This window comes from Photobacterium lutimaris (genome assembly GCF_003025555.1).
In the GTDB taxonomy this organism is placed as follows: Bacteria; Pseudomonadota; Gammaproteobacteria; order Enterobacterales; family Vibrionaceae; genus Photobacterium; species Photobacterium lutimaris.
Window position 1 is genome coordinate 82,437 of sequence record NZ_PYMH01000007.1, and the last position, 12,806, is coordinate 95,242.

Below are 12,806 nucleotides of genomic sequence, written 5' to 3' on the forward strand. Positions count from 1 at the left end.
CATGCGCGAATTCGAACATTTTAGCGAAAGTCGTAGTCGAGGTGGGGAAATGGCAGCAAATAACGAAGTGTTGGATCTGATTGTCGTTGGTGGCGGAATCAATGGGGCCGGAATTGCCGCGGATGCCGTTGGACGCGGCCTGCGTGTCGGCCTTTATGAGGCGCAAGATTTTGCCTCGGCGACATCGTCGGCCAGTTCGAAACTGATCCATGGCGGCCTGCGCTACCTTGAGCACTATGAGTTTCGCTTGGTTGGCGAAGCGTTAGCCGAGCGAGAGGTGCTGCTAAAAAAAATCCCTCACATTGCCCGCCCGATGCGCTTTCGTCTACCGCACCGCCCCCACTTGCGTCCGGCCTGGATGATCCGTGCGGGCCTGTTTCTGTATGACCACCTTGGCAAGCGCACGACTTTGCCGGCGAGCTGCAGCCTGAAATTCGGTGCCGAATCGGTATTGGTTCCGGAAATCACCAAAGGCTTCGAATACTCAGACTGCTGGGTGGATGATGCACGGCTGGTGATCCTCAATGCGATGGAAGTCGCCCAGCGCGGAGGCGAAGTCCGTAATCGCTGCATGGTCGAAGCGGCTGAGCGGGACGGCGAGTTGTGGCGTGTCACGGTGCGCAATACCTTGACCGGCGAAGTGTTCGAGCGGCGTTGCCATGCGCTGGTCAATGCGGCTGGCCCATGGGTGAAAGCGTTTTATGATCAGAGTCTGGCACTGCCATCACCGCGCAATATTCGTTTGATCAAAGGTTCGCATATTGTGGTGCCGCGGGTCCACGGTGAGGAGCAGGCGTATATTCTGCAAAATGAAGATAACCGTATTGTGTTTGTGATCCCGTATCTTGACCGGTTCTCAATTATTGGTACCACGGACGTGGAATACAGCGGCGATCCGCGCGAAGTCGCGATTGATGAGAATGAAATCGGCTACCTGCTTGAGGTCTACAACAACCATTTCGTTAACAAGCTTGGCCGTGATGATGTCGTGTGGACCTACAGCGGGGTACGTCCGCTGTGTGATGATGAATCGGACTCGCCGCAGGCGATTACCCGGGATTACACATTGGAGCTGGAGCAGGAAGGACAGCAGGCTCCGCTACTGTCGATTTTCGGCGGTAAACTGACGACCTACCGTAAACTGGCCGAGACGGCGATGGCCAAACTGGCGCCTTTCTTTCCGCAGATGCAGCAGCCATGGACGGCGGATGCCTATTTGCCCGGCGGAGCCGCGGGCTTTGATGTCAAAGCACAGGCCGCTGAATTGCAGCAGCGTTTTTCGTGGTTGCCGGCGGTAGCCGCCGAGCGGATGGCAACCAACTACGGTAACCTTAGCCCGCAGCTGTTTGAGGGCGTTGCCTATGAGGCCGACATGGGGCAGCATTTTGGGGCCGGTTTCTATGCCAAAGAGCTGGATTACCTGCTGCGCTTTGAGTTTGTCCAGCAGGCCGACGATGTGTTGTGGCGCCGCAGTAAGCTGGGGTTGTACCTTGACCAGCATCAGCAGCAGCAAGTCGCTGACTACATTGCCAATTGGCAGTCGGTCCAAAGTGCAGCTTGATGAGTCAAACATCACCCGATAAAAAGGCGCCCTAGGCGCCTTTTTTGTGTCTGCAGAAGGGGGAGTCTTCTGCGAAACTGGCTTACTGATAGAGATACTTGGTAAACAGCAGCTCGGTCAATAGCCGTTTGTTGGTCTCGATAAGTAGCAGCTCATTGACCTTGTTCAGGCAGGCCTGGCGGATCTCTTCGCGTCCAGCCAGTGATTTGATCCTGGCTTCTGGCTGCTGGCCGATAATGCTGATGATGGCATCGCGGATCAGCGGGGCATGGTGTTCGATCTCAGGGATAAGCGTAGGGTCAGCGACCATGAGATCAATTTGCAAGCGGAGGTAACCCATTTTCTTGCCTTGGCTAACATAATTGGTCGTAATGTCTGGGGCTAGGGTGTAATAGGTATATTGGGGGTTGGCCATGGCCCCATCGTTGGCGTGGACAGACATTGGCACCAGTAAGCTAGCCAAGAGGTAAAGTAATGCGGGTAAAGTCAATTTCATTATCATGCTCATAGAGTTATTGGTTTTTATGGCTGCAAATGAGTTTCTTTCGATCGTAACGATATTCGTAGTGGTTACAGCTTGCTACAATAGTGTTTCTTCATGGTAATAAATTAACCTTGATCTACCAAGCCCTTGTCGGTAATTGGGTAGATATTTTGTTGGAAAGATGTCGAAATTCAAACAGTTGTACAAGCCATTGTTAGATAGTGCCCAATGGCTGACACCGGAAGAAACAGTCATTGAAAGGACTGAATTTGGGCATTGGTTGTTGGAGTTGGACTCCTTGTCCCGTCGGTTTGAGCGTCACTGCCGAGTATTTACCGTGTCCCTGGAAGAGCAGGGGCAGATCACCCGTGAGCGTTTGACTAATGACGAACGTGCTTTGATCGGTGACGTTGATTGCCTGCTGCGCAAAGTTGTGCTTAAGGGCGATGGGGTACCATGGGTGTTTGCCAGAACCCTGATCCCACTGACCACCCTGACAGGCCAGGAGCAGGATTTGGCTCAACTGGGGGAAATGCCACTCGGGTTTCGCGTGTTTACCGATCGCAGTGCGCGTCGTGATGCGCTGGAGATCGCCAATGTCGGTACTGAACATAAACCGGTCTGGGCCCGCCGCTCGCGGTTGTGGCTCAATGATAAACCGCTGCTGGTGGCGGAATTGTTTTTGCAGGATGCACCTATTTATAAGGAGACCCTAAGTTGGAAATGACCAAGATGAAAGCGTTCTGGCAACTGGCGCGCTTCGATCGTCCTATTGGTAGCCTGTTGCTGTTGTGGCCGACGCTGTGGGCGTTGTTTTTGGCCGCTGAAGGCATGCCCAACCCCCATGTGATGTTGGTGTTTGTGCTTGGGGTGATTTTCATGCGGGCAGCAGGGTGCGTGATCAACGATTTTGCTGACCGTAATTTCGATGGCCATGTCAAACGTACCGCCAAGCGGCCGATGCCGTCAGGTAAGGTGTCAGAGCGTGAGGCACTGGCGTTATTCGGTCTGTTGGTGTTGGTGTCATTCTTGTTGGTACTGACCATGAACACCCTGACGATCATGCTGTCGGTGGTGGCGGTGATACTGGCTGCGGCTTATCCGTTCATGAAGCGCTATACCCATCTGCCCCAACTGGTGTTGGGGATGGCATTTGGCTGGTCGATTCCGATGGCCTACGCGGCGCAGGCTGGGGAGCTGCCGGCAGTGGCGTGGTTGCTGTTTGTCGCCAATATCCTATGGACCATCGCCTATGATACCCAGTACGCGATGGTTGACCGCGATGATGATGTCAAGGTTGGGATCAAATCTACCGCAATCTTATTCGGTCGGTTCGACAAGATGATCATTGGTCTGCTGCAGCTGGGAACCTTGGTATTGCTGATTGCCGTCGGGGCGATTGAAGAGCTGTCACAGGTGTATTATTGGTGTCTTTTGCTGGCCTCGTCACTGTTTGTCTATCAGCAGATGCTGCTGCGCGGCCGTGAACGTGAGCCGTGTTTCAAGGCTTTCTTGAATAACAACTATGTCGGCATGTTGATTTGTGTCGGTATCGCCGCCAGTGTGTATCTGGCATAACGACAGCGATATTACCGCGATTGAAAAGCGCCGTTAACGGCGCTTTTTTGTATCTGTGAGCATGTGAAAAGCAGTACGAGGCAGTAGGCCGATAAAAAAAAGGCTGCAAACGGCAGCCCTTTGGGTGTGGTGGAGAGTGCGATTACTCGTCGTTGTCGCTCTCTTCGCCTCGGTCTTCGCGGTTCATGACCGCTTGGATGGTCAGCTTCACCTCCGGTGACACCAAGGCGGCTAGCTGCTCGGCCAGTTGTTCGACCGGTTGCGATACCGCGTGGCATTCCTCGTTGAGGTAGCCCTCGCTGCGCAGGGTTTTCACCAAGGCCGCAAAAACGCCCTTGTCGAAAAACTCTGGCGCATTGATACCATGCAGGCGGCTTAGGCGCTGGGCCATCATCTGGCTTTGCTGCTCGAGATCGCTCTTCATCAGCTGCGGCTCGGAGTTGAGCAGGGTCAGGGTTATGGCATAACGCTGCAGGGTTTCCGAGATCGTACGGGCCAGCAGGTGCAGTGGGCCGATACGGGTGCTGTTGAGGGTGATTTGTTCGCCGTCGCGCAATACCAATCGCTGGCGAACCAGCTCATCAACCTGTGCTTCGATCACGGTTTCCAATTCTTCTTTGTCAAAGCGTAGGAATAGCTCTGCCTGAAGGAATGGATACAGGTGGGTAACCTGCTCGATAATCTCATCCACGCTCAGTTTTTGGTGGTGGATCATGATATTGGCGATCAGCGACGGCATCGCGAACAGGTGGATGATGTTGTTGCGGTAATAGGTCATCAGGATCGCCTGCTGGCGGTTCAATGACACCATTTCTCCCAAACTGTCACGCTCGACCACGAATTTGTCCATATCGATAGCATGCTTGACCATCGCCTTGGCATCTTCATCCGGAACGGTGAATTTCTCCGAGTACGGCACGTTACGCAGCAGTTGCAGGTAGCAGTCTATTTGCTGCTCGAGATCTTCACGGCTAAGGGCGCGCTGGCGTGCTGCAAGCAGTGCCACACCACATAATGTTAGGGCATTGGTAGCTGCAGCATCGTTGATGTGGGTCATCATCTTCACCGCCAAGTCATTCACCACCGGGTTCAGCCATTGTGGGCGCTGGGGCTCGATAGGATCGATATCTTTGTGCCACTCAGGTACATGCTCGTTGAGGTAGTGGTTGAGTGGGATCGGCTCACCGAAGTTGACATAGCCTTGGCCGAGGTTACGCAGCTTGCGCAGAGTACGGATCACCTGACCGACGTTTTCTTTCTCTTTGCGCTTGCCGCGCAGTTCTTTGGCATAGGTCGCGACTTCCATGACATGCTCGTAGCCAATGTAGACCGGTACCAGGGTCACCGGGCGGTTTAGGCCACGCAGCATTGCCTGGATAGTCATCGACAGCATACCGGTTTTAGCCGGTAGCAAACGGCCCGTTCGCGAACGACCACCTTCGCTGAAGTATTCGACCGAATAGCCCTTGGCAAACAGTTCTGCCAAGTATTCGCGAAATACTGTCGAGTAAAGGCGATTGCCCTTGAAGCTACGGCGGATAAAGAAGGCACCGCCGCGGCGGAAGATCTGTCCGGCCGGGAAGAAGTTGAGGTTGATGCCTGCCGCAATATGCGGTGGCACCAAGCCTTCTTGGTATAGCACGTATGACAGCAGCAGGTAGTCCATGTGGCTGCGGTGGCAGGGCACATAGACAATCTCATGGCCATCTTGGGCCAACTTACGTACCTGCTTGGCATTGTTGATGTTGAGCCCTTGGTAGAGCTTGTTCCACAGCCAGCCGAGGAAACGTTCCCCCCGCTTGATCAGCGAGTAGGAGAAGTCAGCGGCAATCTCTTCCATCATATCGATGGCTTCTTTGCGCACCTTTTCAATCGGTACATCACGGCTTGCCGCTTCCTCTGCCACGACTTTCTCAATGGCCTTGGAGTTCAGCAGGCGATTGAACAGCACTTGGCGGTCCGGCAGTTTCGGCCCCGATGCCGCCAGCTGCTGGCGGGAGAAGTGGATGCGGGCCACCCTAGCCAGTTTATTGGCAATTGAATCGTCGGTACCGTGGTGATCGGCCATGTAGCGCAGAGAAACCGCCGGGCTTAGGCGTACCATGCAGTCGCGACCATGGCCGAGGATAGTGAAAAACTTTTCCGGGCCATTGAGCGGGCGCAGTACCGGCTTGTGATTCTCTTCCTTGCCGGGTTTGCGGCCCCACAGGATAGAAGCAGGAACCACCTGGATATCCAGTTCGCTGTCTTGCGTATGGTGCTCGAGCAGGGCGGTAAACAGGTCGATAGATTCCTGCGGCAGCGCGTTCTTATCGCCGAAGACACTCGGACCATCGGAAATATAGACATAGCGGACAAACGGCTGCCCGTTTATCTCCAGTGGAGACAAGGGATCAGGCAAGCCCAGCGCCTTGGTGCTGCTGCGCAGTGTCATCAAATCGGTATTGGAGCGGAACGGCAGGATGTAAACAATCGGGCGTTCTAGATCCAGTTCCAGATCCGCAACGGGATCGGAGGGGATTGAGTGGGTTTTAACCAGCAGAGAAAGCGGCAAATCCAGTATTTTTTGATAGATTTTCTGCCAACTTGACATATCTTTTACCAGCCTCGAATTCTTAATGCGTGGAAGGATAGCAGAAAAAAACCAGTTATAAGCAGCGAAATAGCACAGACTCGCCGTTATACGCCATTTTTATTGATTTGCCGACGCGCTTTGGTTCATTAGCTCAGAGGGAAATATCGCTGGAAGCGATCGATTACTTGCTGATGAATTTGCGCCAAAATTGTTGTTTTCCTAAACAATAACCTTTTCAAGCGTGAGAACACTGGATATACTCACAGTAGACTGTATAAAAAGACAGGGTGAGTGATGAAGCCGTTAACGCCGCGCCAACAAGAAGTCTTTGATTTGATCAAAGCAAAAATTGAAGATTCTGGAATGCCGCCAACACGTGCTGAAATAGCCCGTGAACTTGGCTTCCGTTCTGCCAATGCCGCTGAAGAGCACCTTAAGGCATTGGCCCGTAAGGAAGTGATTGAAATTATTCCTGGCGCTTCGCGCGGGATCCGCTTGCTGGGGAACCGCGAAGATGAAGAGAGCGGCCTGCCGTTGATTGGCCAGGTTGCAGCTGGTGAGCCGATTCTGGCTCAGGAGCATGTTGAAACCCATTACGAGGTCGACCCATCACTGTTCAAGCCACGTGCAGACTTTTTGCTGCGGGTTAACGGCATGAGTATGAAGGATATCGGGATCATGGACGGTGATTTGCTGGCAGTGCACAAGACCCAAGATGTCCGCAATGGTCAGGTGGTGGTGGCTCGGGTTGAAGATGATGTGACTGTCAAACGCCTTGAGCGTAAAGGTGCACAGGTTTTGCTTCATGCCGAGAACGAAGAGTTTGCCCCGATTGTGGTTGATCTCAATACCCAGCACTTGTCGATTGAAGGTATTGCTGTCGGTGTGATCCGCAATACTGACTGGATGTAACTAAATCCTACTTAATCAATCGGCATTACCGCTTTACAAGTGCTAATGATAGTCATTATCATCTCCATATCAAAAGGAGATGATAATGACTGAGACCGCCCGCCATGATATTCCCGCAGATCTGCTTCAGCCGCTTTGGCTTCGTAGCCGTGAAAGCTTGGCAGATGATCGCCTAATTTATGATCCCGTCGCTGCTGCCGCTTGTACCCAATGTAGCCTCAAGCCCGAATGCCTTCAGGGCAATGTATCCCAGCAGCAACTGCTGCACGCCAGCTTGACGCGGGTTTGCGATCGCCAAATTCAACACTTTCTCCGTCGTCACCCCGGTGGGCGGATCATCAATCTTGGCAGTGGCCTTGATACCCGTTTCTATCGGGTTGATAACGGCCGCTGTCGTTGGTTCGATATCGATGTCGGTGAGAACTTGCTGTGGCGGCAGCGCCTGTTTCACCGTAGCGAGCGCTACCGGATGCTACCTGGTTCAACCACTGATTTGTCTTGGCTGCAGGCTTTGCCGCCGATGTCCGGGGCACCGATCATGGTGCTGTGCGATCACGCCTTGCTGGCATCTAGCGAGGCCGAGCTGGCCCATGTTGTTCAGTCCATCGCCTGTCATTTTGGCCGGTTTGAACTGTGTCTGGTGGTTGCCGGGGATCTGTGCCATTCGCCGTTGTCTGGCAAAATGGGCGTCGATAAACCTCTTGGTCATGCTATGCGCGATCCGCGCCGTAAATTGCTGCAGTGGTTACCCTGGGCAACGGCGGTCGGATGCTATAGCCCGATGGATAGTGCCTGTTCGCGTTGGCGCGGCTGGCAGCGTTGGTTAGCGCGGATCCCCGGGGTGAAATTCCGCATCTTGCCGGTATTACTGCATATTCATCTGTAATTCTTAAAAGTGGCACAACGATGCTGCTAATTTGTTCCCAGTTCATGTCTAGCATGCAATATGCCAGCTTGGTTATTTTCTCTATTTATCCGTTCGATTTTTTTGCGTGATCTCACGATCCTGTCCTAAGTTAAATGTAAACAAACTGTTAATCGCCTGGCGGGGTGACACCTCATCGGCGATGTTTGCAGGGAAGACCCAGACTCATTTTGCGCTGCCCCGATGAACTATTTCGTGTTCACGGGGGTATTTGATAGGAAAAGGATAGGAGGGAGCCGGGTGATGATTCGCCATCTGATGTGCTGTCTGTTTGGTTTGCTGGTTGTGCCAGCACAGGCAGACGTTCAACCCATGCCGCTGAATATGACTCAGGGAGTGACCGAAGTCAGTCAGCGGGTGTTTGATCTCCATATGACGATTTTCTACATCTGTGTAGTGATCGGTCTGGTGGTCTTCGGGGTGATGTTCTGGTCTATCATCCACCACCGCAAGTCAAAAGGGGCGGTTGCTGCTTCCTTCCACGAAAGTACCAAGGTTGAAATCCTCTGGACGGTGATCCCGTTCGTTATCCTCATCATTATGGCAGTGCCTGCCACCAAGACGTTATTGGCAATGGAAGATACCACTCAAGCGGACATGACGGTTCAGGTCACCGGCTCGCAGTGGAAGTGGCATTACCGCTATTTCGATGAGGATGTCGAATTCTATTCCCTGCTGGCAACCAGCCAAGCCCAGATCACCAATGAACGTGAAAAGCGCAGCAATTACCTGCTAGAAGTCGATCGGCCGCTGGTGCTGCCGGTAGGCAAGAAAGTGCGTTTCCTGATCACCTCGCAAGATGTCATTCACTCCTGGTGGGTACCGGACTTTGCGGTGAAGAAAGATGCCAACCCGGGTTTTATCAACGAAGCCTGGACCCGTATCGATGAGCCCGGGATCTACCGTGGCCAGTGTGCCGAGTTGTGCGGCAAGGATCACGGCTTTATGCCGGTGGTGGTGATTGCCAAGTCACAGGCCGATTATGAAGAGTGGCTGCAAACGACCAAGGTCGCCCAGCAGCAGGCGCGGGAAGAAGAGCAGCGCCTGCTGGCGATGCAGATGGATATGGATGAATTGATGACGCTGGGCGAGCAGGTCTACAACACCCGCTGTGCGATGTGCCACCAGGCCAATGGCCAGGGCCTGCCGGGGGCATTTCCTGGCTTGGCAGGGCAGGGGCTATCGGTTGATCCCAATGCCAAGCTTGAGCACATCAGTATTGTGGTCCACGGCAAGCAGGGAACGGCGATGCAGGCATTTGGCCCGCAGTTGAGCCTCAAAGAATTGGCAGCGGTGATCACTTACGAGCGCAATGCCTGGGATAACAATACTGGAGACACCATCCAGGCTGCTGAAGTGCAGGCTGTGATGGACGGTCAGGATCTATAAGGGAGAGAGGGACGATGACGGATATGTTGCGTGAGCAAACCGAGGTCGAGGATACCCAGACCGAGCATGAGCAGCATGAGCATCATGAACACCACCAGACCGGTCTCAAGCGCTGGCTGTTTACTACCAACCACAAGGATATCGGCTCGCTGTATCTGATGTTCAGTTTCGCCATGTTCCTGATTGGCGGGGCAATGGCAATGGTGATCCGGGCCGAGCTGTTTCAGCCTGGGCTGCAGCTGGTAGAGCCTAACTTCTTCAACCAGATGACCACGGTCCACGGCCTTATCATGGTATTCGGTGCGGTGATGCCGGCGTTTACCGGGTTGGCAAACTGGATGGTCCCGCTGATGATCGGCGCGCCGGATATGGCCTTGCCGCGGATGAACAACTGGAGTTTCTGGATCCTGCCTTTTGCGTTCACCATGTTGCTGGCTTCGTTGTTTATGGAGGGAGGCGGGCCTAATTTTGGCTGGACCTTCTATGCCCCGCTGTCGACCACCTACAGCCCGGAGAGTACCGGCCTGTTTGTCTTTGCCATCCACATCATGGGGATCAGCTCGATTATGGGGGCGATTAACGTCATCGTCACCATCGTCAACATGCGGGCACCGGGCATGACTTACATGAAGATGCCGCTGTTTGTCTGGACATGGCTGATCACCGCCTTTCTGCTGATTGCCGTGATGCCGGTATTGGCTGGGGCGGTGACCATGGTGTTGACCGACAAGTACTTTGGCACCAGCTTCTTTGATGCCGCCGGCGGGGGCGATCCGGTGATGTTCCAGCATATCTTCTGGTTCTTTGGCCACCCGGAAGTGTACATCATGATTTTGCCGAGCTTCGGTATTATTTCGGCGATAGTGCCGGCTTTTTCCCGCAAGAAACTCTTCGGTTACAGCTCGATGGTCTATGCCACGGCGTCGATTGCCGGACTGAGCTTCTTGGTATGGGCCCACCATATGTTCACCACTGGGATGCCGGTGGCTGCTGAGCTGTTCTTCATGTATTGCACCATGCTGATCTCGGTGCCGACCGGGGTCAAGGTGTTCAACTGGGTGGCGACCATGTGGCGCGGCTCGTTGACCTTCGAAGTCCCGATGCTGTTTGCCATTGCCTTTATCGTCCTGTTTACCATTGGTGGCTTCTCCGGGTTGATGCTGGCTATTACCCCGGCTGACTTCCAGTACCACGATACGTACTTTGTGGTCGCCCACTTCCACTATGTGCTGGTGTCGGGGGCGATCTTCTCCATTATGGCCGCAGCGTATTACTGGTTGCCGAAATGGACCGGGTACATGTTCGATGAGAAGCTGGCCAAGTGGCACTTCTGGTGCTCGATTGTCTCGGTCAATATCCTGTTCTTCCCGATGCACTTTTTGGGCCTCGCCGGCATGCCGCGTCGGATCCCGGATTATGCGCTGCAGTTTGCCGATATCAATGCCGTGGTCAGTGTCGGCGGTTTCCTGTTTGGCCTGTCCCAGCTGATTTTCCTCGCGGTGGTGATCAAGTGTGCCCGCGGTGGCGAGAAGGCGGCTGCCAAGCCGTGGGATGGTGCTGAAGGGTTGGAATGGACGGTAGCTTCACCGGCACCGCACCATACCTTCTCAACGCCACCCAAAGTGGATTAAGCGGAGGGTTACCCATGGATAAACCTAAGACCGATCCCGCTTCAGGCTCGGGGAGTAAAAAGCAACGTTCGATCTGGTCGCTGACCTTGATGGCCGTCGCGATGTTTGGTTTCGCGTTTGCCTTGGTCCCGCTGTATGACGTGTTCTGCGACATTACCGGCATCAACGGCAAAACGGCAGATACGCAGGCTGCCGCCAGTGAGCGGGTGGATACCAGTCGCGAGATCACCGTGGAGTTTGTTTCGTATATCAATCCCGGGGTGCAGTGGACATTTGAGCCGGAGATCACGCAGTTGGTGGTCAATCCCGGCCAAACCCATACCATTACCTACCGGGCCAAGAACTTGAGCGGGCAGAGTACTGTCGGTCAGGCTGTCCCCTCGGTCAGTCCGGGGATGGGGGCCCGCTACCTGAACAAAATCGAATGTTTCTGTTTCAACCGCCAGCCGCTGGCGGGCGGTGAAACAGCCAGTTTGCCTTTGGTGTTCTATGTCGATCCGGAGCTGCCGGACGATATCAACACCTTGACCCTAGCCTATACCCTTTACAACGCCCAGCCGGATGCGCCGGCACAAACGCAATGAGGTTGAATGATGGCGAACCCTTATTCTGAACATGATCAATCCGTGACACCTCCCCACGAGAACTACTATGTGCCCGAAGCCAGTGGCTGGCCGATTATCGGTGCGATTGCCTTATTCCTGATCGCAATGGGGGCAGGGGCAACGGTGGGGGATCTCTTCGGCGGTCAGGGGCCGTGGATTTTACTGGCCGGGGTTGGCTTGCTGCTGATCATGCTGGTGGGGTGGTTCCGCGATGTGATTGCCGAATCGATGGGGGGGCTTTACAGCCGCCAGATGGATCGCTCTTTCCGCCAGGGTATGAGCTGGTTCATTTTCTCCGAAGTGATGTTCTTTGCTGCCTTCTTCGGTGCCTTGTTCTATGCCCGAATGATTGCGGTGCCATGGTTGGGTGGGGCCGGCAACAACGCCATGACCCATGAGGTGCTGTGGCCTGAGTTCATTGCCCAGTGGCCTTTGGTCATGACGCCGGGTGGCACCGAGACAACGGCAATGGGGCCGATTGGCCTGCCGCTCTACAACACCCTGATCCTGCTTGTGTCATCGGTAACGGTACATATTGCCCATACCGCACTGGAGCAGGATAACCGGCCCAAGCTCAAGCTGTTCTTGTTGTTGACCGTGTTGCTCGGTTCACTGTTCGTCTATCTGCAGGGGGTGGAGTATGTCCACGCCTATGAAGATATGGGCCTGACACTTGATGCCGGCGTTTACGGCAATACCTTCTTTATGCTGACGGGCTTCCACGGCCTGCATGTCACGCTCGGTACCCTGATTTTGTTTATTGTGTGGCTGCGGGTATTGCGGGGACATTTCACTCCCGAGAAGCATTTTGCCTTTCAGGCTGGCGCTTGGTATTGGCACTTTGTCGACGTGGTCTGGCTCGGGCTGTTTGTGTTTGTTTATATCCTGTAAGGCTAGAGGCGAAAAGGGGCCTCTAGTAAGGCCTTGGGTTGGGGGTGATGTAGCCGCTGGCCAGTGCAATCAGCAGTAGCGCGAACAGGAAGACGGAGAATAGCACCCGGCGTCCGAGGTGGCGTGACATCGGTTGGTCCTGCTTGCCTTTGAGCATTACCGGCAGGGCACGGAACAGATTCAGTACGATAAAAATCAACAGGCAAACAATCAGGGCTTTCAGCAACATAGAGGTCTCCGGTCAGGACTGGGTGA

12 protein-coding genes are annotated in these 12,806 nt (G+C 54.2%); 9 read left to right on the forward strand and 3 right to left on the reverse strand.

Annotated elements, in window-relative coordinates:
- Nucleotides 1-49: 49 nt before the first annotated feature.
- Entirely contained in the window at nucleotides 50-1,561 is a 1,512-nt protein-coding gene (gene glpD / locus C9I99_RS15105) for a glycerol-3-phosphate dehydrogenase (RefSeq protein WP_107349724.1), read from the forward strand.
- Between the two features lie 82 nt (nucleotides 1,562-1,643).
- Here the strand turns inward: glpD and C9I99_RS15110 are convergent, their stop codons facing one another.
- Nucleotides 1,644-2,063, reverse strand: coding sequence for a flagellar basal body-associated protein FliL (locus tag C9I99_RS15110; RefSeq protein ID WP_420849252.1), 420 nt, complete (start codon nucleotides 2,061-2,063; stop codon nucleotides 1,644-1,646).
- Nucleotides 2,064-2,226: 163 nt separating this feature from the next.
- Here C9I99_RS15110 and C9I99_RS15115 point away from each other — a divergent pair, with 163 nt between their 5' ends.
- Both C9I99_RS15115 and ubiA read left to right on the forward strand, forming a co-directional pair.
- Complete coding sequence (locus C9I99_RS15115) at nucleotides 2,227-2,772, forward strand: chorismate lyase (RefSeq protein ID WP_107349726.1); 546 nt, start codon at nucleotides 2,227-2,229, stop codon at nucleotides 2,770-2,772.
- A complete protein-coding gene (gene ubiA, locus C9I99_RS15120; RefSeq protein ID WP_107349727.1) occupies nucleotides 2,769-3,623 on the forward strand; it encodes a 4-hydroxybenzoate octaprenyltransferase in 855 nt (284 codons plus the stop codon). Before C9I99_RS15115 ends, ubiA begins: the two co-directional genes overlap by 4 nt.
- Nucleotides 3,624-3,765: 142 nt before the next feature.
- Here ubiA and plsB read toward each other — a convergent pair whose 3' ends face one another.
- Nucleotides 3,766-6,216 (reverse strand): glycerol-3-phosphate 1-O-acyltransferase PlsB, encoded by a 2,451-nt coding sequence (gene plsB / locus C9I99_RS15125; RefSeq protein ID WP_107349728.1) that lies wholly within the window; start codon nucleotides 6,214-6,216, stop codon nucleotides 3,766-3,768.
- Nucleotides 6,217-6,492: 276 nt separating this feature from the next.
- Between plsB and lexA the strand changes: the two genes are divergently transcribed.
- The 6 genes from lexA to C9I99_RS15155 all read left to right on the forward strand — a co-directional run bounded on the left by lexA (nucleotide 6,493) and on the right by C9I99_RS15155 (nucleotide 12,551).
- Nucleotides 6,493-7,110: a transcriptional repressor LexA gene (gene lexA / locus C9I99_RS15130; protein ID WP_107349729.1), complete on the forward strand. Its 618-nt coding sequence runs from the start codon at nucleotides 6,493-6,495 to the stop codon at nucleotides 7,108-7,110.
- An 85-nt stretch (nucleotides 7,111-7,195) separates the two neighbouring features.
- Complete coding sequence (locus tag C9I99_RS15135) at nucleotides 7,196-7,996, forward strand: class I SAM-dependent methyltransferase (protein WP_107349730.1); 801 nt, start codon at nucleotides 7,196-7,198, stop codon at nucleotides 7,994-7,996.
- Nucleotides 7,997-8,278: 282 nt separating this feature from the next.
- Complete coding sequence (gene coxB, locus C9I99_RS15140) at nucleotides 8,279-9,424, forward strand: cytochrome c oxidase subunit II (RefSeq protein ID WP_107349731.1); 1,146 nt, start codon at nucleotides 8,279-8,281, stop codon at nucleotides 9,422-9,424.
- Nucleotides 9,425-9,438: 14 nt separating this feature from the next.
- Nucleotides 9,439-11,055 (forward strand): cytochrome c oxidase subunit I, encoded by a 1,617-nt coding sequence (gene ctaD / locus C9I99_RS15145; RefSeq protein WP_107349732.1) that lies wholly within the window; start codon nucleotides 9,439-9,441, stop codon nucleotides 11,053-11,055.
- 14 nt (nucleotides 11,056-11,069) lie between these two features.
- Entirely contained in the window at nucleotides 11,070-11,639 is a 570-nt protein-coding gene (locus tag C9I99_RS15150; RefSeq protein WP_107349733.1) for a cytochrome c oxidase assembly protein, read from the forward strand.
- A gap of 9 nt (nucleotides 11,640-11,648) precedes the next feature.
- On the forward strand, nucleotides 11,649-12,551 hold the full coding sequence (locus tag C9I99_RS15155) for a cytochrome c oxidase subunit 3 (protein WP_107349894.1): 903 nt from the start codon (nucleotides 11,649-11,651) through the stop codon (nucleotides 12,549-12,551).
- A 22-nt stretch (nucleotides 12,552-12,573) separates the two neighbouring features.
- Here C9I99_RS15155 and C9I99_RS15160 read toward each other — a convergent pair whose 3' ends face one another.
- The gene (locus tag C9I99_RS15160) at nucleotides 12,574-12,780 is read right to left on the reverse strand and encodes a DUF2909 domain-containing protein (RefSeq protein ID WP_039457142.1); all 207 of its coding nucleotides are present in this window, start codon (nucleotides 12,778-12,780) and stop codon (nucleotides 12,574-12,576) included.
- Nucleotides 12,781-12,806 lie beyond the last annotated feature (26 nt).